Source organism: Polyangium jinanense (genome assembly GCF_028435365.1).
The window spans coordinates 23,376-43,877 of sequence record NZ_JAGTJJ010000071.1 but is presented as its reverse complement, the minus strand read 5'-3'; the positions used below and the strand labels follow the sequence as shown (position 1 = coordinate 43,877).

The following is a 20,502-nucleotide window of genomic DNA, read 5'->3' as shown; positions in this document are numbered from 1 at the left end:
GAATTGCGGATACCCATCTCGCCGAGCAACTGCGACCATCCTTGCCATTGCACGCCATTTGTCTGTGAGCTCGGCCCTCGAATGGGCAGGCTCGTCACAATGTAGTCCGGACGGGAGGCATCGATGCGGTCCAATTGGGCGAGCGGACTGGTCTTGGCATTTGTCGTTACGCTCGGCGCTGCATTAACGGGCTGTGAGGACGGGGGCCCAGCTCCCGGCGGAATCGGCGGCCAGGCGGCAGGCGGAGACGGTGGAGGTAGCGCTGGCGCCGGGGGACAGGGCGGGGATGCCGGGGGAGCAGGAGGCGCCGGCGGCAGCGGCGGCAGTGGCGGCAGTGGCGGCAGCGGCGGCAGCGAGGGGCCATGCGGAGATGGAATCGTGTCCGGCGAGGAGACCTGCGACGACGGCGCGACGGTTCCTGGCGATTGCTGCTCGGCGACGTGTCAGATCGAGGCCACCTGCGAGGTCGAGCCCAACGATGAAGCCGCGGGCGCCAATGCATATGCCACGCTCGCCATGGGTGGCACAGCCGTCAAGGGTCTCGTCTCCAGCAACGGAGACGAGGATTGGTTCGAGCTCGTGGTCCCCGCGGGCGCGAAGGGCGTCGTCACCGTGGAGACGCTCGACGGATATGCAACGACGTGCTCCTCACTGGCACTCGACAGCCAGGTCTCCTTCCTCGACGCGCAGGGGGCGCTGCTCGCGACGGACGACGATGGGGGCGAGGCGTTTTGCTCCAAGCTTTCCGTGGGTCCGCTGTCGCCCGGGTCGTACTACGTCGAGGTGAGGGCCAGCGAGCAATCGATGGCCGCGCCCTTCGACTACACGCTCTCGGCCACACTCTCGATCTACACGTGCGGCGACGGGGCCTGGGACGCCGTCGTCGGCGAAGGCTGCGACGACGGAAACAATGGCAATGGGGACGGCTGCGACTCCACGTGCCAGGTAGAGGTCGGATACACTTGCGCTGGCTCGCCGAGCGCGTGTGTCCCGGGGTGTGGCGACGGTGTCCTCGTGCCTCCCGAGGGGTGTGATGACGGCGGCAATGTCTCCGCCGACGGCTGCAGCGCGGTCTGCGTGGTCGAGCCGGGGTATACCTGTTCGCTCCAGCCGAGCGTCTGCGTATCCACCTGTGGCGATGGGATCCGCGCGTCCGGCGCGGAGACGTGCGACGACGGAAACGCGACGGCCGGGGATTGCTGCAGCGCCGCGTGTGAGCTCGAAGCAGGGTGCGAGGCGGAACCGAACGGCGAAAGTGGAATGGCAAACCCCTTCGGCCAGCTTGCGCTCGCGGGGAAGCTCAAGGGCTTGATCGCTCCTGCAGGCGACAGGGATGTCTTCGCGGTCACGATTCCGTCGGGGAAGAGCGGAGCGATCACGGCGGAGACGATCGACGGGGTCGCGACGACGTGTGACTCTTCATCACTCGACAGCTACGTCGAGATCCTCGATCCCCTGGGGTTCGTCGTGGCCAGCGACGACGACGCCGGTGCGGGGTATTGCTCTCGCGTGACGACGCCCGTGCTCCCTGCAGGCGACTACGTCGTCTCGGTCACCGCATCGGCCGGACAACCCGCTGCGACGTTCGATTACACGTTATCCATCGACGTGCAGCTCTCTGCATGCGGCGACGGCGCGCAGGGGCCCGGAGAGGAGTGTGATGACGGCAATACCGTCGGTGGTGACGGCTGCAGCGCCCAGTGCAAGCAAGAGTTGCCCGCCGAGAACGAACCCAACGACACCGCGGCTCTCGCGAGCGGCCCGTACGCGCCGAACGTGGTGCTCCGGGGCGCTGTCTCACCTTCAGCCGACGTGGACTATTTTGCCATTACGTTGCCGGGTCTCGTGGACCTCTCCGTGCAAACGTTCGATGCGCTCGGGCCCGGGAACTGCGCGGACACCGATACGAAGACCACGCTGGTGGCTCCCGACGGCACCACGATTCTCGCCACGGATGACGACGGCGGCCTCGGCGCGTGCTCGTGGCTGGAGCCGTTCTCTGCGCCGGCCTTGCGCCGGCTGCAACCTGGCACCTACTTCGTCCGCGTCGAGAGCGGAAATGCGAGCGTCATCGACCCGTACAAGCTCGCCGTCGAGATCGTCGCCCTCTGTGGCAATGGCGTCGTCGAGGGGTTCGAGCAATGCGACGGCGGCGCGCTCTGCGATTCCACGTGCCGCAACAAGGCCGTATGCGGAAACGTCTCTATCGACGACGGCGAAACCTGCGACGACGGCAACACGATCGCCGGCGACGGTTGCAGCCCCACCTGCCAGCTCGAGGGGCCCGACGTCGAACCGAACAATACCCTTGCGCAGGCGGATGCACGCGCGCTCGATCCGACGCCCGTCTTGATCACCGGGGACAAGGTCCTCGCAGGTTCGATCGGCAATGTGGCGGACCGGGACGTCTTCAAGATGGTCCTCGCAGCGTCCTCGGTCGTGCGCTTCGAGGCGTACGACGGGAGCGGCGTCGACTGCCACAGCGATACGACGACCATCCGCCTCCTCGATGCGGCAGGCGTCGAGGTCGCCGTAGACGATTCGAGCGGCATCCAATCGTGCGGCGCGCTCGTATCGAGCCTGTCGGCAGGGACCTTCTATGTCCAGATCGAGGAGACGGGCACGGATTCGACGGTGACCGAGTACAGGCTCGAGGTGAACGTCCAGTCGTCCGGCGGCAGCGAAAGCGAGCCGAACGACACCGCCATGAACGCGAGCGTGCTCTCCGGCTCCGATGTGTTCGTGCTCGGCGGGCACCAGGCCGCCGACGATATCGATGTATATGCCGTGACGGTGCCGCCGGGGAAATCGATCCGCGCCGAGGTCATCGAGGGAGGCCTGGAGACCTGCGAGTCGGACGAGGTCGATAGCCGCCTCACGTTGTTCGATGCCGCGTGGAACGAGATCGCGGACGATGACGACGACGGGCGCGGGTATTGCTCTCTGCTCGACGGCTCGGGGACCATGCCGCTCGATTCCGGCGCCGCGTCGCTCGCGGGCGGCACGTACCATCTCGCGGTGCGGGCCTCGCCATACGCGTCGCCCGCCACGGCCGCGGAGTTCGACTACCGGCTCGTCGTGACCATTCGCTGAAGCTCATCCCACGAATTGCATGGAGGAAGGTTCATGAACCGACATCGCCATCCCACGTACGTGTTTGGTCCCGCGGCAATCCTCGTCTCCGTCCTCGGGTTGTCGAGCTGCGCATCGCCGGAGGCCATCGAGATCCCCGATTCTGCCGCGCTGGCGGAGGACAGCCGGTACATGGCGACCGTCTTCGAGGCGCAGCTCGAGACGGCGCGCCGGCCGTACATGAACATCGACCTGAAGGACGAGCGCCAGTACAGGTTCGTCAAAAATCGCTTGCTCGCCTCCGGCAATACGCCGGAGAACGCGCCGAAGCTCTTCGAGCTCCTCGAGCATGGACGGCGCGGCGAGCGCCCGAGCGAGGTCACGCCGCCAAGCGTGGGCGAGGTGCCGGGGGAGCCCGTGGACACGGATCCCGTGGGCAGCGCGACCTCGGCCCTCGAGACGAGCTGGTGCGGCCATTTCCTGCTGCTCGAGGAGAAGGTCAACGTCCACATCTACAAGAACACCAAGTTCAACCCCGGCGTGGTCATGAGCTGCTTCGACGGCTCGTCCTATAGTTACGTCGACGGCATCGCCTACCGGACGCCCGATCTCGAGGGGACGACCCATACGGTCCTCGCGACGCCGCCTCCGATCGAACAATACAACGGCGGGCGAAACGTGACCCTCACGTTCCCCGAGATCGATTTTGGCTCCTGGGACGATCCGAGCAAGATGCTCGTGCTCGATTCTCTGGCGATCGCGGAGAAGAACGGCGTGCAGCACTTCACGTACGCCACGGTGAAGACGGTGGGGCCAGGGGGTGCACTCTCGCAATCCACGACGGACAAGACTTACAAAACCGTGCCGACGATCACCATCGAGCATCCGACGAACGTGATCAACAGCAAGGAGGATCCCTTATACAGCGACTTCTACACGGGAACCAACAACTACGGACGCAACCCGTACAACCTCCGGACCTACTATCATTACCCCGACAATGACGGACGCGTGCGCATCTGCCTGGAGCGTGGGTATGCATCGCAGATCTACGGTCAGCTTGATTGCGACTACGCGACCGTGCAGGAGATGAATGGTCAGCTCTTGCCGTTCAAGTATCCGTATACCGGTATCGCTGCGACGAGCCTCTCCTCGTTGTCCACGGGAAAGCTGATCATGAATGGATTGGCGTACTGGCAGGCCGCGCCGAAGTACGAGCTGAACACGCGGTACGTGCCCATCAAGGGCACGTACCAGCTCTACCACCCCGGCGGCTGCACGATCGAATCGTACATCCCGGCCTTCACGCAGGCACAGCTCGTTCTTTACGAGGACGGAGGCTTCTGCAATGGTGGCTACACGAACGATACGATTGGTACCGGTCTCTCGAATGCATTCTCGCCGCCTGATATGTCAGCCAAGAGCTCGTTCAACATGCTCGGGAACTTCGGCGGCAAATGCTACGTATCGAACAACAGCAAACGATCGCATCTCTACGTGATGGTCTATGCCAAAACCACGGGGCCTCAGCCCTGTGGGAACCGCTACTCCACGACGAGGGTGACGCCGGTCGATTTCCTCAAGACGTGCTTCGCCGAAGGCACCGAGATCCGTCGCGCGGACAATACGTTGTTGCCCGTCGAGCGCTTCAGCGTGGGCGACAAGGTGATCGCGAACGATCGTGGCCTCGTCCTCACGGTCACGGGCGTCGTCAACGGCGGGGAGAGCAAGCCCCTTGTGAACCTGTACGATAGCCACGGTCACGATCTCCTGGTCACGGAGATGCACCCCGTCGTCACCACGCGCCGGGGCGTCGTGAAGGCCGGGGATCTGACCGAGGGCGACGAGGTCATGACCGAAAAGGGTCCCGCCGTGCTCATGTCGGTACAGCGCGTCACGTACGACCGGGCGGTGTACAACCTCTCCCTCGGAACCCCCGAGGAGCTCGCGCGCGCCGGCAAGGAAAACCGGACCATGTTCGCCGAGGGGTATCTGGTCGGCGACAACGAAATGCAATTCGAGATCGAGAGCGCGCCGAAGCCGGGCCCCGACCATGTCGCGTCGGAGTGGGAGCGTGATTACCGGAACGATCTGGCCCGAGGGGCCGTCGTCCAACCTCGGGAGGCGGGTCGGCTGTAGCCACCAGACAGAGAGGAGGAGAGCATGCGACGACTCGAACCATCTTCCCATTTCCGGCGGGCGCGCGTCTTGATGGCGCCGCCGGCGCTGGCAGCCCTGGTGCTCGCCGGCTGCGGCCCGGCCGAACCCCCGGACGACCTCGATTTCCCAGGGCTCGAAGCATCCTGGAGCCCCGGCGGCTCCGTAGAGAGGGACTGCATTCGTGTCAAGGTCACGGAGAGGAGCTTGACGGAGCCCCTGGCGCCCGAGAGACCCGTCGCGGGCATGCGTGTCCTCGTGACGAGCGACGAGTACACGCACATCGGCGGTTCGGTCTTTACGGGCGCCGACGGCTTCGCCGTGGTCGAGGTCAAGCCCTACGCGAACGTCAAGCTTTCGCTCAGCCATCCCGCAGGATACAAGGTGCTGGATCCGTTCTCCCTCACTGCGACGTCCACGGCCCCCATCGTGGCGAAAGCCAATGCCGGCGTGGGGTTCTCGCTTTGCGATGCGGCCGCCGTTGCCGTCACGTTGTGCGGGAATGGCGTCAAGCAGGGCACCGAGCAATGCGATGACGGAAACTCCGTCGACAACGACGGTTGCACGAACAAATGCACGCTGGCCATGTGCGGTGACAGCATCCTCCAGGCGGGCGAGCAGTGCGACGACGGCAACTTGAGCAACCTCGACGCTTGTACCATTTCCTGCAAGTTCGCAGTATGCGGAGACGGGTATACACAGCCCGGCGAGACGTGCGACGACGCCAACTCGAACAACAACGACACGTGCACCACACTCTGCAAACCGCCCTCTTGCGGTGACGGCATCAAGCAGGTCGCCGAGCAGTGCGACGACGGCAATACGAACAACGACGACACGTGCACGACGCTCTGCAAGCCGCCTTTTTGCGGCGATGCCATCAAGCAGGCTGCCGAGCAATGCGACGACGGGAACACCAGCAACACGGACGCCTGTACGAATGCCTGCAAGAGCGCGAAATGCGGGGACGGGTTCGTCCAGCCGGGCGAGGCCTGCGACGACGGAAACGGTAACGACGCTGATGCATGCTCGAACATTTGCAAGCACCCTGCGTGCGGGGATGGCATCGTGCAGGTGGGAGAAGCGTGTGACGACGGGGACCTGGACAACACCGACAATTGCACCACGCTCTGCCAGCCCCCCTTCTGTGGTGATGGCTTCCTGCAACTCGGCGAGATGTGCGACGACGGAAACACGAACAACAACGACGCGTGCACCACGCTCTGCAAGCCGCCTGCTTGCGGAGACGGCATCAAGCAAGCGACGGAGCAGTGCGACGATGGGAACACGAACAACGACGACACGTGCACCTCGCTCTGCAAGCCGCCTGCTTGCGGAGACGGTATCAAGCAGCTCACCGAGCAGTGCGACGACGGGAACGCGAGCAACGAGGATACCTGCACGGTGCTCTGCAAGCCGCCTACTTGCGGAGACGGTATCCAGCAACTCACCGAGCAGTGCGACGACGGGAACGCGAACAACAACGACACGTGCACGATGCTCTGCAAGCCGCCCGCTTGCGGTGATGGGTTCGTCCAGCCCGGCGAGACCTGCGACGACGGGAACACGAACAATGCCGACGGCTGCAACAATAGCTGTGTTTCTCCTGGCTCTGCGCTCGCGACCGGCAACTACAACGGTGCGTCCAGCGGGCAAGATCAAGGGTTCGCAATCGCGAGCGACGCCGCAGGCAACATCCTGGTGACCGGCGTCGAATCGGTCGTCGGGCAAGGGCTCAACATCTGGCTCGGGAAGTTCAACCCGAAGGGCGGTCTGCTCTGGTCCGCGAACGCCAACGGGGCCGCCAGTGGGAACGACTATGGGTATGGTGTCGCCGTCGCCCCTTCGGGGGATCCCGTCGTCGTCGGCGCGGAGGCGAGCTCGTCCACCGGCCTCGATATCGTCATCCGCAAGCACAGCGCGACGAGCGGCGGAGTCCTCTGGAAGGCGACCCATGCGCTTCCCGGGGACGACATCGGATACGACGTCGCGGTGGATGCGTCGGGGTTCATCGCGGTCGTCGGATCGGCGTCGGGTAGCCCCGCGTCCTTCTGGATCGCCAGGTATACCGCGACGGGGACCTTGAGCTGGATGAGGACCTACGCCGCCTCCTCGGGCTTCGCGATCGGAAAGATGTCCGTCAGGTTCGACGCAGCCGGCAACGTGATCGCTTCGGGGTTCGAGACGTCGCTCTCCGGCGGCGCGGATAAGATCTGGGTGATCAAGTACGCCGCGAACGGGACGCTCACGTCGGCTATGACATTCAATGCGACCGGCTATCGTCCCAATGCCGTGACCGTGGATGCGAATGGTGACGTCATCGCGACGGGCTACGTCTACGTGAATGGCCAGGACGAGAACGTCTGGATCCAGAAGTACACCTCCCAGGGTGCTTCGCTCTGGTCGAATACGTGGAACGGCGCAGCCAACTATTGGGATCGAGGCAATGACGTGGCCACCGATTCCGGGAGGAACGTGCTCGTCACGGGCTACGAGTACGTTGTGGGCGAGGGGATCAACGTCTGGACGCGCAAGCTCTCGCCGACGGGCATGGTCCTATGGACAAACGGGTACAACGGCGCCGCCAACGCGAACGATTACGGAATGGGGATCGCTGCCGACGGGGCCGACAACGTTCTGGTCACGGGATACGATGCGGTGACGGGCCAGGGCAGCAACGTCTGGCTGCGGAAGTTCGCCCCCTGAAGGGACCTGCCTCGAGGTTCTGCTCGCCGAGGCGCACGGGGCCGGCATCGTTCGCCGCGATCTCGATCCAGCCAACCTGTTCTTGCCCCTGACCTCCGACGGAGGGACCAGCGTCACGCCCGGCGCCATTCAGGCCGCCGGAGGCGCACCAGGACGAACCTCGCCTTGCCCAACCTGAAGGAGGTTGGGCGCGTCCTCGGATTCCTCGCGGTCATCGCACGGGAGGGACTGCCTCCACCTGGATACAGCCCGACCACCGAAAGGCCTCCAACTGCGTTTTGCCGGATGCACCCACCCCCGGAAAAACCAGGGAAACGGGCCCGGACAGCAGGCATGGCGCGTGCACTCCTGCGGGGCATCCCTGCCGCTCGATCTTCATTGGATCGGCGGCTCGGGACCCTGCGAGAAGGAGCTCTACCATGCAGTCTCCGCGTTGGTTCGAGGTCAAATGTCAGCCGCCCTGGCGGCCCGCGAGGAAAGAGTCGCGTCGCATCATCCTGCTTCCGGACGGAAACCATCGCAAAGGCGAATCCGGTCGTGATTACACCGCCGGAGCGGCCAAGGTCGTCGCCTGCGCCGAACACGTCGCGCTGCGCGGTGACGTGGGAACGTTGCTGGTCTGCATCGCTTCACGTCAAAACGTCGACAAGAGGCCGGAAGCGTTCTTCGACGTCGTCGCCGCGCAATTCGAGTGGTTGCGCTCAGAGATTCAGGAACGCCGAGCGCTCATTCAATGCGGGATTCGTTGCACCGTGCGCGGGAACCTCGCACGAATGCGCACGTCGGGCGGCTCCCGGGCCAGGCTCGTCGCCAGCATCGAAGCGGCCTGCGAGGCGACCAGGTCTCTCCCGGATCCGCGGATGGATCTCGAATTCTGGATCGATTATCCGGACGAGCTCGCCTGGGAGCGGGACGTCGATCTCGTCCTTCGGACCGGCGCCGAGGAGCCGGACGTCGTGCGTCCCGGCTTCTGCCTCCCTCCGTGCGTGCCGTGCGTCGCGACGACGACGTTGTGGCCCGACGCCCGCCCCGAGGAGCTCGGAGATCTCATCGACCGAGGCCTGCGGGACGCGTCGGCGCATTTCGCGCCCGGATACGAACTCGATTTCGTGTTCGAGCTCGTTCAGGCGCTGCCGCGCTCTCGCATCCCTGCGCCGCTGCGGCTCACCATTCCTGTCTGCGCCTCGGCCGAGGAGATCGACGCGAGGCTGCAAGCCCTCCACGCCGATCCGACGAAAGATCCCGCCGTGGAGGTCAGCCGCCTGGATTCGCGCGGAATGCGTGATCACGAGCGCGCGCTCGTCGACGATGCCTGGTACGGGATTCGAATGGTCCCGGCGGCCCGCTTTTCCGATTGCACGGCCGAGGACTACGACGCGGTCCTCGCTCCTGGCCAGGCTGCACAGAACGTCCTCCTGGCCGCGCCTGTCACGGCGGCGGCGCCGGTCCATCCGTGCCCGCCCAATGCCGAGGGCATTCTTCATGCGCTCCGCCGCGCGGTTCGTTTCCCCGTCGCGCACGTTCTTTTGCAGGGTGCGGACAGGAGTCGAGGGCCCACGATCTCGGTCGAGTCGCCTTGGCCCGCCGAGCTCCTGGACCTCATCGAGGTGACGGCAGCAACTCCTGAGCGTTCGATCGAACAGATTGTACGAGCGCGTTTGCCCAGGGACGCCGACGCGGACGCCGAGCGCGACCAGCTCGTCTTGGCCATGTCGGCGCGGGTGCTCGGCGAGGCGCTGTCGGAGGGGCTCCTGCTCCCGGATCGATCCATGCGCCAGGGGGATCGCAATTATGCGTATACGGGCGCCTACATGATGCTCCGCGTGCCGGACGAGGCGGACCCGACGGGGGAGGGCTGGGAGCGTTCGGCCGAGCTCGCCATTCGTTGCATGCTCGCGATCTCGGCGGGCGACAATGGTATCTTCGATCGGGTCCTGCCCGGCGAGACGCCGCACGCATGGCGCGCGCGGCTGCAATCTTCGGCGGATTACCTGGAGGCGATCGCCCGCGGAGAGAGACCTGCCGCTCCGCCCGTCGGGCGGGGCATGCGGATCGTCGACGCCGTCGGCAAGCAATGGGAGAGCCTCTTCTCGCGCCATGCGGGTGCCAGCAGCGCGCTCGCGCAGGCCTGCCGTGACGCGCTCGTACGCCATTATCGGGCCAACGCGCTCGAACGCGCGCCGGACGTCGTCGACAATCCACTCGTACGGCGGCTCGGGCTCGGCGGACCTCCGCGGAAGGAAGCGATCGAGCAGCTCGAGGCGAGGTATGCATCCAGGGCGCCTGGCCCCGTCGGCGAACGAATTCGGTTTCTCCTGCGCGAGGACGCGAGCAATCCAGCACGCTTCACCGAGTTACGGCGCGAGCTTCGATTGCTGCTGCACGTCGTGGATACGGCGCCGACCATCGCCGTGGAGATCTTGTTTCTCTTCTGCGGGCTCGCGACACCTGCAGAGCACGTCCACGAACCGCGCCTGCGATCCTTGATCGAGGTCGGACAACTCGCCGACCATACCTTCAGATTGGCGAACGACCTCGCCAGCCTGAGCGCGAACGGGGGCGATCGAGACGCCAGCAAGGAGAGTTGCCTGTCGATTCTGATTCCCAAGGGCGTTTCGGCCTCGACATGCGCGGAGGCCCGGGAGCATGCGCGTGCGCTCGGAGAGAAGTACCTCGCGTGGCTCGAGGAGCAACTGGGGCACGCGATGGCGAGGCTCGCGCCTGCGTGGCCCTCCATGGCGGAGAAGATGACGAGAGCCGTGCACGTGGGCCGAGGCGTGTACCGGTGCGCGCACTACACGACCCTCTCATCGGAGAGGATGCTCGCGCTCATCGGCGAGATGAGCCGGGCGCCGACCCGACTCGATCCGCCAGACAGCACGATCTCTGCGCGGGGTTCGTCCGCGTCGACCATGAATACCTTGCTTCCCCGCACGGGAACCGGGTAGATTGGCGTGCCAAGGAGCACCATGGACGATCGTCAACAAAAGGCCTTACGTCGTGCTTCACAGATGTTATCGAGGGTCGCCGCAGGGGACGATCCCGCGGGGATCCTCGACGCCCTCGCGCAGTGCGTCCCTACCGTGGCGGGCCTGCTCTCGGTGGTGCGCAGGGACGCGCCGCAACTTCTCATCAGTCATGCGATGCGTTTGCCCCCGGAGCTCCTCGAGGGGTGGATGAGCACACGCTCCGAGCACCTCGAACCCGCGCTCCGCCTCGTCCTCGAGGCGAGGCCCGGTAACTTCTGGCGCGACGCAGATACAATCGCAGGGCCTCTGCGTGACGGCCTGGAAGTGCTCCAGGCCCTCGAGGGCTTCGGGCTGGGGGAGGGGGCCGGCTACAAGGTGTATGAGCGGATGGTTCCCGGCCGCGGCACGGAGCACGTCATGCTGGCGCTGCTCACGGAGAAAGGCACGCAATTCCCGAGGGCCGCGCCCGCGTTCATGGAAGCTTTGGCCGCCGATGTGCGCGACGCCGTCCATCGAGCCAGTTTGCCCCTGGTGGCGTCGCGTTCGATCCTGTCTCAGATCGTGGAAGAGCAGGGGCTCGGGTACATCTGCCTCGCCCGAAAGAGCGGCGCGGTCCTGGAGGTGAACCAGAGGGCGCTCGACCTGATCGCCCGATACCACGCCGGCGGGGCTACCCAAAGCCGCAGTGCCCTGCTGGATTTCGTGAGCTCCGCGCAGCGGTTCACGGCTGGGGGCGAATCTTGGCAGCTCGGCCATCCTGATCGGTTTGCCGCGCTCGAAGTGCACGTGCACGTGCTCCCCAAAGAAAGGCACGTGCTTCACGAGGATGTACACCTCCTGTCGATGCGGGAGTGGATCTTGCCGAGCAACCTGCGCCCTCGCCGCGCTGAAAGCTCGTCCATTCTGGAAGTGCTCCCCTCGCGCAAGCGGGAAATTGCGCTCCTGCTGGCGCGCTCCAACCGTTCTTACAAGCAGATCGCCGACCATCTGGGCATCAGCCCACATACGGCACGCACACACATCCAGGACATCTACCGCTTGCTCCGCGTGCATTCCCGCCCGGATCTCACGCAGCTCCTGAACGGTGGGCAACCTGGCAAGGAGGATCGATGAATCGAGACGACGACGACTCGACGAACACGCTTGTGCCATCTCCGAACGGATTGACGTTACGATCGAATAAAATCCGCATCGAGGTGATCCAGGGGCCCCAGGAGAGGACGACCCGCGAGCTCCCGGGTCCCGCGGTCCGGATAGGCAGCGGCGCCGACTGTGATTTCAGGGTCGACGACCCTACCGTGAGCCGGCACCACCTGACCTTGCGGATCGAGCGCAACAAGATCAGGATCCTGGACGCCGGTAGCCTCAACGGGACCACTGTCGACGGCGTTCAGGTGCGGGATGGTTATGCACGCCCGGATTCGTGTATCACGATTGGCAAGACGGTATTTCGGCTTTTGATGGTGAACACGATCGTCGAGCTGCCCCTGTTCCCTGGTGACCGCTTCGGAGACATGCTCGGAAGGAGCATCGCGATGCGGGCCGTATTTGCCCTGCTGGAGCGCGCGGCGGCCACCGACGCCACGGTGCTGATCGAGGGAGAAACCGGGACGGGGAAGGAGGTGGCCGCGCGGGCGATTCATGAGGCCAGCCCGCGGTCCAAGGGGCCCTTCATCGTGCTCGACTGCTCGACCATCTCCCAGGAGCTCGCGGAAAGCGAGCTCTTCGGGCACGTCAAGGGCTCGTTCACCGGTGCAACGATGGATAGGCCTGGAATCTTCGAAGAGGCCGACGGAGGAACGGTCTTCCTGGACGAGATCGGGGAGCTCCCGTATAGCCTTCAACCGAAGCTCTTGCGGGTGCTCGAGAGCATGGAGGTGCGTCGCGTGGGAGCGAATCGGCCGAAGCGGTTCGACGTGCGCGTCGTCGCCGCCACGAACCGGCCGCTGTCCCGCGCCGTCGACCTCGGTGCGTTCCGCGAGGACCTGTATTATCGGCTCGCCGTGGTTCCGGTGCGTCTTCCGCCGCTCTCGGAGCGCTCCGAGGACATCCCCATGCTCGTTCGCCATTTCGAGAAGGAGCTGTCGACACGCATGCGGTCCAAGCATCCGCTCTCGCAGGAGGTCATCGACAAGTTTTCGGGTTTGACGTGGAACGGGAACGTGCGAGAGCTTCGCAACGCGGTCGCGCGCGCCCTCGCGTTCGGGGCCGGAGAAGGCTCGAAGAGCAACGATGGGAGGGAGCCGGACGTACAGTCTCTCGGCATTCGCCTGGACGAACCGCTGCTTCACGGCCGCGACCGCATGGCCCAGGCATACGAAAAGCACTACCTGCGGCTGATGCTCCAGAAGACGGACGGCAACGTATCTCGCGCAGCGGAGCTCGCCGGCGTCGGACGAAAATTCGTTCAGATGGCGATGAAGCGGTACGGGCTTCGCGGCGACCTGGAATCATGATGAGCGATGCGGTCTTGATCGAGATGGTATTTGCTGGGCGGAGGTGACCACCTTTTCAGCATGATCAAGCATCAATCTCCCCTGAAACTCGTTGTTTTCGATGCGACCGACACGCCACGCGCCCATGTTCGGGGCGCCATTGCCGAAGGAGCCGCGCCGCGCTCGATGGGCCTGTCGCCGATCTGGTGGATGGGAACGTGGATGCATCGCTTGCTGCGTGCAGCGGACGCCACGCTTGGCGCACGAAGCTGGGAGGAGGCCCTCGCGTGGGCGGCTTCCATGGCGGAGTCACGCAATCGCTCGATCGGGTCGATCCAGTTCTGGGGGCACGGGGCGTGGGGGTACATGGCCCTCGGTCGGAGTCGACTCGATCATGCGTCCCTTGGGAGCGACCACGCCATGGCGGCGGCGATCGACCGATTGCGGGAACATCTCACCGGGCCAGAGGCACGGTTTTGGCTGCGTTGCTGCAGCGCATTCGGCGGTCAGAGCGGGCGTGCGTTCGCCGGGCAGCTCGCAGCGAGGCTCGGGTGTCGGGTGGCCGGACATACGTACGTCATCGGTTTCTGGCAAAGTGGGACGCATTCGCTCCGGCCGGGGGAATCGGCGACGTGGAGCCCTCGGGAAGGGGTACGGATGGAAGGGGAGCGCGCGATCGGGGCGCTCACGTCGTCGGCAACCGAGCCGAATACCGTGACGTGCCTGCGAGTTGATTGGCCGGACGAGTGGTGATCCGTGCCTCGGGTTTCGTCACACCCCGGAAAGCCGCGATGGGTTCCGCACGAACTGTGTCGGAATCCCCTTTGGTCCTTGGAAGTGCTACGCAATCCTTCCAGATGACAGCCCAAGGTGGGAGGTTCCGTGTCATTGAGCTCCAGCGTCGAGCAACCCGTCAGAGGTTTGCCCGTCCCCGGTGGTCGCCCGTGCATTCGTTGGATCAATACTTAACTGTATCCTCCTTCCCGTGATCACGCTCGAGGAAGCTCAACGAATCGCTCGAGTCTATGCTGCGGAGCGGGGCGCTATCTGGCTCAACGACGCGACCATCGACCGGCAAACCTACTGGTTCTTCCCGGTAGGATTTGTTGGTTCATGCGGCGTCATCGTCGACAAGGCTGATGGCCGCCTCAGCATCATGGGCTCGGCGTTGCCCCTTGACGCCTGTTTCTGGGGACATGAGCACGGTTTTTCGCCAGAGCTCGTGACCCTGCGCGTAACGAAGGGCCATGATCGCCGACGCACCATCGAGTTCCTGCTTCACGTCGTGTGCGAAGGGCCACCACGCCAAAGAAACCCAAATCCGAGGCGAGCGTGCCTCGGAGAGCAGCTTGACGCACTTCCCTGTGAGTTTGGGCCTCAGCGCCTATGGCTCTGGATCCCGGAATTCCGCGAACTCACAGCGGAGGGATGGTTCGAGTACGAGATCCTGGAGTCGTCCGCGGGGTGACCCGTCGCCAACAAGGCGCGAGGAGCGAACGTCGCGGGACAGGAGCGCGTCGAGTGGCCTCGAGCCTCCCCATGCGACGCGGGACGTCGCCGAGCTCGATGCGCCGACGAACCCTGTTGGTCCACGCGGCCATGCGCGCCTCCTCGAACGCGCCTCAGGTTCACGTTCCAGCGAGTCCCCGCACTCCGTCTCGTCGAGGATTTCTCGGGCCCGGACGAACAGCCAACGCGCGTCCGCATTCTGACGCCCCCCGACGAGGCCTGTGTCGCAGCTCTCGCATCCTCTTCCCTCTTCCCTTGAGCCACACCCTTCGACTAGGATGCCGCTGTGAGCGCAGACCTGCCTGCATCGCGCGAGGGGCGCCGAGCGGCGTTCGTTGGGTTCTCTGCCGCGACGCTCGTCGTGCTGGGCATCTACGTCGGAAGTCGCAGGTTCAAGGACTTCGACACCGCGCTCGTGCCTTACGCGGGAGCGGCCGTGTTTGCCGCCTTCGCGCTCGGTTACCGATACGCCACGTGGCTCGGGCGTCCGCCGACGTACCGCTACTTCCGACAGACCCTCTCGCTCCTCTTCACACCGGGGAAGATCCTCTCTCGCTGGGCCACTCTCCTTCGCGGCGCTTTCCGGACCGTCGGCTCGCAGCGCTTCGTCTACCGCCGTTCCCCGGTACGCTGGGCCTCGCACCTTTGCCTCATGTGGGGGTGCCTCCTCTCGTTCGCGATCACGTTCCCGCTCTCTTTTGGCTGGATTCGTTTCGAGACGGCACGGGACTCACAGGATGTGTACGAGGCGTTCGTCTTCGGCGTGCGTGTGTTCCGGACGAGCCTCGACAGCCCGCTCGCGTCGCTCCTGTTCAACGCGCTCGTCGGCTCGGCAGGGCTCGTGATCGTCGGAGTCATGCTCGCGCTCTATCGGCGCGGGCGCGATCGTGGTGTGCTCGCCCTGCAGGACGGCGCGGCGGATCTCGTGCCGCTCGTCCTGCTCTTCGCGGTCTCCGCGACGGGGCTGCTCCTCACGGTGTCGACGCAGTTCATGAACGGCTACAAGTACGATTCCCTCTCGCAAGTGCACGCCGTGACCGTCGTGCTTCTGCTCTTGTACGTGCCTTTCGGCAAGCTGTTTCATCTCGTGCAGCGGCCGACGCAGCTCGGCATTCACGTGTATCGCGAGGTCGCGGCGGCGGGGGAGCAGGCCACGTGCGTGCGTTGTGGGAGTCCGTTCGCATCCGCGATGCAGATCGCGGATCTGAAGCGCGTACAGGCGGAGGTGGGGATTCGGTACGCGCTCCGCGCGGGCAGGCATTACCAGGACGTCTGTCCGCCGTGTCGCAGGAAAAACCTCGCCTTGCTCCAGGACGGGCTCTGGCGAGACGCGCGGCGCCCGAACGCCCGCGAGGAGGCTTGATGGCGAAGCTGCCGATCGCGAGGGAGCGGCTCATCGACGAGTTCGGCCCGCACCCGCACGGCCTGCCGCCCGGCGGTTTCTCCGCGGTGGGCGAGCCGGATCGTGTCGTCGAGACGCACTGCTGCTTCTGCGGGCAGCAATGCGGGATCAAGCTCAAGGTCAAGGACGAGAAGATCGTCGGCTTCGAGCCCTGGGAGGAGTTTCCGTTCAATCAAGGAAAACTCTGCCCCAAGGGCGTCAAGCGATACATGCAGGACGAGCACCCGGATCGGCTGCAGACACCGCTCGTGCGCGCCGAGGGCAGGGGTTTCGCGCCGATCGGGTGGAGCGAGGCGCTCGACCGCGTCGCGCAGTCGCTCCGGCGCGTGCAAGAGGCGCATGGCGCGGATTCGGTCGCCGTGCTCGGGGGCGCGTCGCTGACGAACGAGAAGGCGTATCTCGTCGGCAAGTTCGCGCGTACGGTGCTGCGCACGGCGAATGTCGATTACAACGGCCGGCTCTGCATGGTCTCTGCGGCGGCGGCGTCGAAAAAGGTCCTCGGCATCGATCGCGCGGCGAACCCATGGAGCGACATCCCCAAGGCCGAGGTCATCCTCATCGCCGGGGCGAACGTCGCCGAGTGCGCGCCCATCACGACGGATTACCTCTGGCGGGCGCGGGAGAACGGCGCGAAGATCATCGTGCTCGACCCGCGCATGACGCCCATCGCGCGCACGGCCGATCTCTACATCCCCGTCCGGTCGGGTGGCGACATCGGCGTCTTCAACGGGATGCTCCACGTGATGATCGAGCGCGGGTGGATCGACCGAGCCTTCATCGCCGAGCACACGACCGGGTTTTCCGAGCTCGAACGGATCGTCGCGAAGTACACGCCCGAGTATGCCGGGAAGATCGCGGGGATCCCTCCCAAGCTCATCGTCCGCGCGGCGGAACTCTGGGGACCGGCAAAGTCGAGTTTTTTGCTCCATGCGCGCGGCATCGAGCACCACTCCAAGGGCGTCGACAATTGCATGGCGGCGATCCACCTCTGCGTCGCCACGGGTAGGATCGGCAAGGAGGGCTCGGGGTACGCGATGATCACCGGCCAAGGCAATGGCCAGGGCGGACGGGAGCAAGGGCAGAAATGCGATCAGCTCCCTGGCGCGCGCGACATCGAGAACCCCGAGCACCGCAAGCACATCGCATCCGTCTGGGGCATCGACGAAAAGACCTTGCCGGGCAAGGGCATCTCCGCGATGGAGATCTTCGAGGCCATCCACGCCGGCAAGATCAAGGGCCTCTTCTCGCTCTGCTTCAACCCCATGGTCTCGCTGCCGAACCAGGGATTCATCCGCGAAGCGCTGGAAAAACTCGAGTTTTTCGGCGCGGTCGATTTCTTCATGTCCGAGACCACGCGCCACGCCGACGTCCTCCTGCCGGGCTCGCTCATGGAGGAGGACACAGGCACGACGACGAACGTCGAGGGGCGCGTCATCCTGCACAAGAAGGTCGTCGATCCGCCGGGCGAGGCGCGGCAGGACTGGCGGATCCTCTGCGGCCTGGCCGAGCGCCTCGGGCACGGCGAGAAGTTCCGATATGGTTCGCCGCAGGAGATCTTCGAGGAGCTCCGCGTCGCTTCGAAGGGCGGCATCGCCGATTACGCGGGCATCACGTACGAAAAAATCGAGAAGAACCACGGCGTGTTCTGGCCGTGCCCGTCGGAGGACCACCCTGGCACACCGAGGCTCTACGAGGGCGGCATCTTCGGGCATGCAGACAAGAAGGCGCATTTCCAGCCCGTCGAGTGGAGGCCCGCGGCCGAGGAGCCGGACGAGGAGTACCCGATCGTGCTCACGACGGGCCGCGTCGTCGCCCATTACCTCTCCGGCAACCAGACGCGGCGGATCGGCGGCCTCGTCCGGCAGACCCCCGACCCGTATTGCGAGATGCACCCGCGGCTCGCGCAGAAGCTCGGCGTCTCGGACGGCGAGCCAGTCGAGGTCGAGAGCCGGCGCGGCTCGCTGGTCGTGCGCGCCATGATCGTGAACACCATCCGACCCGATACGGTGTTCGTTCCTTATCACTGGCCGGACGAACGCGCGGCGAACAGGTGCACGATCCCCGCGCTCGATCCCGTCTCGAAGATCCCGGAATACAAGATCTGCGCCGTCCGCGTGCGCCGCGCTTCGGACCAGATCGACGCTCGGGGCTCCGGGTCGCCCGACGGCGGCCTGCGCCCCACATCCCGAGAGGGGGCGCGTTGAGCGAGCGAGTGCTCTTCATCGATTACGCACGTTGCATCGGCTGCCAGGCTTGCGTGCAGGCCTGCGAGGAGTGCGATACCCACAAGGGGCAGGCGATGATCCACCTCGAGACCATCCGCCGCCGCGACAGCGTGCAGACGGCGCCGCAGGTGTGCATGCACTGCGAGGACCCGATCTGCGCGCGCGTCTGCCCCGCCGACGCCATCAAGAAGACCCCGGACGGCGTCGTGCAAAGCGCGCTCGCGCCTCGTTGCATCGGCTGCTCGAATTGCGTGCTCGCCTGTCCCTTCGGCGTGCCGAAGTATTTCGCCGAGATCGATCAGATGATGAAATGCGATCTCTGCTACGACCGCACCAGCATCGGCAAGAAGCCGATGTGCGCGACGGTTTGTCCTTCGCAGGCGCTGTCGTACATGACGATCGACGAATTCGAGCGGACGCGGCGTGGCTCCGCATTGAACCATTGGGTCTTCGGCGAGGGCGAGGAGGTCCGGACCAAGGTTTCTGTCGTCGTGCCGCGCGGGCGAGACCGCGTGCACGTGGATCTCATCGAGCTCGGCGGCCGGCCGAAGGTGGCCGAGCCGGACGACGTGGCGGCGCTGCTTTCGGAGGACGGCTGATGGCGGAAAACGACGACACGAGCGAGGGCGGGCAAGAGCGCTGGCGTGAGGATTTTCCCATCGGCACGCTGGACGATCGATATGTCGCGCGGCGCGAATTCGCGAAATCGCTGACCATCGGCTCGGCGCTGCTCGTCCTCGTCAACGGGGCCATCGCCGCCGTCGCCCGCTGGGTGCGAAAACCGGCGCAGATAGGCGAGGAGGCGCGGATCGGCAAGGCCTCCGATCTCCCGACGGGCGGCTCCATGCTCTTCCGATATCCGACGGACGAGGACCCTTGTATCCTCGTGCGCACGCAGAGTGGGTCCTTGCGCGCGTATTCGCAGGTCTGCACGCACCTCTCCTGCGCCGTCGTGCACCAGCCGCGAGAGGACGAGTTCCTTTGCCCGTGCCACCGAGGGCGCTTCGACGTGAACGACGGCCGTCCCGTCGGAGGCCCGCCTTTGCGGCGCCTGCCTCGGGTATGGATCGAGCAGCGCGGCGACGATGTCTTCGCCGTCGGGAGGGACAGCTAGTGCTCTCCGGCCAGGGTTCGACGCTTTTCTCGGGCGTCAACGCGATGATCGGCATCCTCTCCGCCATCCAGCTATGGCTCGTCGCGGCCTCGCTCGAGGCCCTCTACAGCAACGACGTCGTGACGCCCCAGGCCGCGTTCGTCGCTTCCTGCGTCCTCGCCCTCGTCAATGCGCTGCTCTGCCGGCACGCGCTCTCCTTCGATCGCAGGCGGCAGGAGGAGCGACGGCGCGCCTCGTCTCCGCGGAGAGATCGGAGGGTAGGCGCGTCGTGAAGCGGATCAAAAAGGTCACCTGTCTTTTGCTGGGTCTGTCCGTGCTCGCCTCTTCGGGGTGCGGCGGCGGGCGTGGCGACGGCAAGCTCACGCCGCAGGAGATGACCGACGCGCTCTTCGCGGCGATCTCCGCCAATCGCGAGGCCTACACGAGGGAGGTCGTCGACCGGCTTCAGTATCAAGAGCGGATCATGGAGGCCAAGGAACATTTCCGCGAGGAGAAGGTGCTGCCCTTGCCCGCGCAGATGCTCCGCATGAGCGCCGAGACGATCAGCCAGTCCAAGGACGCGCTCTTCAGCTATGCGCTCCTCTCGCAGTGGCCGATCAACAAGCAGAACGGTCCGCGCACGGAGAGCGAAAAGGTCGGCCTCCGGCGGGTCGCCGAGACGGGGAAGAGCCATTACACCGAGGAGACGCTCGGCGGTAAGAAGTATTTTTCCGCGTATTACCCCGACAAGGGCGTCGTCGAGGCTTGCGTCAAGTGCCACAACGATCACCCGGACAGTCTGCGGAAGGATTTCCGGGTCGGCGACGTCATCGGCGGCATCGTGATCCGGGTCCGGATCGACGAGTGAGCGCAGAGCAGGCGTAGATCGAATCGCTGACGAGCGGAAGCGAAGACGCCGATCATGCTGACCCCG

At 65.3% G+C, this 20,502-nt stretch carries 14 protein-coding genes; all 14 read left to right on the top strand.

Going from position 1 to position 20,502, the window contains the following annotated elements:
* Positions 1-378: 378 nt before the first annotated feature.
* The 14 genes from KEG57_RS48430 (at position 379) to KEG57_RS48365 (ending at position 20,436) form a co-directional block, all read left to right on the top strand.
* On the top strand, positions 379-3,093 hold the full coding sequence (locus KEG57_RS48430; RefSeq protein ID WP_443689971.1) for a DUF4215 domain-containing protein: 2,715 nt from the start codon (positions 379-381) through the stop codon (positions 3,091-3,093).
* 33 nt (positions 3,094-3,126) lie between these two features.
* The gene (locus KEG57_RS48425; RefSeq protein WP_272428049.1) at positions 3,127-5,211 is read left to right on the top strand and encodes a Hint domain-containing protein; all 2,085 of its coding nucleotides are present in this window, start codon (positions 3,127-3,129) and stop codon (positions 5,209-5,211) included.
* A gap of 24 nt (positions 5,212-5,235) precedes the next feature.
* Complete coding sequence (locus KEG57_RS48420; RefSeq protein ID WP_272428048.1) at positions 5,236-7,935, top strand: DUF4215 domain-containing protein; 2,700 nt, start codon at positions 5,236-5,238, stop codon at positions 7,933-7,935.
* Positions 7,936-8,354: 419 nt separating this feature from the next.
* Positions 8,355-10,883, top strand: a complete 2,529-nt coding sequence (locus KEG57_RS48415) for a hypothetical protein (RefSeq protein WP_272428047.1) — start codon at positions 8,355-8,357, stop codon at positions 10,881-10,883.
* A 345-nt stretch (positions 10,884-11,228) separates the two neighbouring features.
* A complete protein-coding gene (locus tag KEG57_RS55980; protein WP_272428046.1) occupies positions 11,229-12,017 on the top strand; it encodes a helix-turn-helix transcriptional regulator in 789 nt (262 codons plus the stop codon).
* The gene (locus tag KEG57_RS48405; RefSeq protein ID WP_272428045.1) at positions 12,014-13,360 is read left to right on the top strand and encodes a sigma 54-interacting transcriptional regulator; all 1,347 of its coding nucleotides are present in this window, start codon (positions 12,014-12,016) and stop codon (positions 13,358-13,360) included. The genes KEG57_RS55980 and KEG57_RS48405 overlap by 4 nt, the downstream gene beginning before the upstream one ends.
* Before the next feature lie 60 nt (positions 13,361-13,420).
* Positions 13,421-14,092 (top strand): DUF4347 domain-containing protein, encoded by a 672-nt coding sequence (locus tag KEG57_RS48400; RefSeq protein ID WP_308215669.1) that lies wholly within the window; start codon positions 13,421-13,423, stop codon positions 14,090-14,092.
* Between the two features lie 232 nt (positions 14,093-14,324).
* Positions 14,325-14,807, top strand: a complete 483-nt coding sequence (locus KEG57_RS48395; protein WP_272428044.1) for a hypothetical protein — start codon at positions 14,325-14,327, stop codon at positions 14,805-14,807.
* 327 nt (positions 14,808-15,134) lie between these two features.
* Positions 15,135-16,211, top strand: a complete 1,077-nt coding sequence (locus KEG57_RS48390; RefSeq protein ID WP_272428043.1) for a hypothetical protein — start codon at positions 15,135-15,137, stop codon at positions 16,209-16,211.
* On the top strand, positions 16,211-18,454 hold the full coding sequence (locus tag KEG57_RS48385; protein WP_272428042.1) for a molybdopterin oxidoreductase family protein: 2,244 nt from the start codon (positions 16,211-16,213) through the stop codon (positions 18,452-18,454). The genes KEG57_RS48390 and KEG57_RS48385 overlap by 1 nt, the downstream gene beginning before the upstream one ends.
* Positions 18,451-19,074 (top strand): 4Fe-4S dicluster domain-containing protein, encoded by a 624-nt coding sequence (locus KEG57_RS48380; protein ID WP_272428041.1) that lies wholly within the window; start codon positions 18,451-18,453, stop codon positions 19,072-19,074. Before KEG57_RS48385 ends, KEG57_RS48380 begins: the two co-directional genes overlap by 4 nt.
* Positions 19,074-19,589, top strand: coding sequence for a QcrA and Rieske domain-containing protein (locus KEG57_RS48375; protein WP_272428040.1), 516 nt, complete (start codon positions 19,074-19,076; stop codon positions 19,587-19,589). Before KEG57_RS48380 ends, KEG57_RS48375 begins: the two co-directional genes overlap by 1 nt.
* Entirely contained in the window at positions 19,589-19,861 is a 273-nt protein-coding gene (locus KEG57_RS48370; protein ID WP_272428039.1) for a DUF6755 family protein, read from the top strand. The genes KEG57_RS48375 and KEG57_RS48370 overlap by 1 nt, the downstream gene beginning before the upstream one ends.
* Positions 19,858-20,436 (top strand): Tll0287-like domain-containing protein, encoded by a 579-nt coding sequence (locus KEG57_RS48365; protein WP_272428038.1) that lies wholly within the window; start codon positions 19,858-19,860, stop codon positions 20,434-20,436. Before KEG57_RS48370 ends, KEG57_RS48365 begins: the two co-directional genes overlap by 4 nt.
* Positions 20,437-20,502 lie beyond the last annotated feature (66 nt).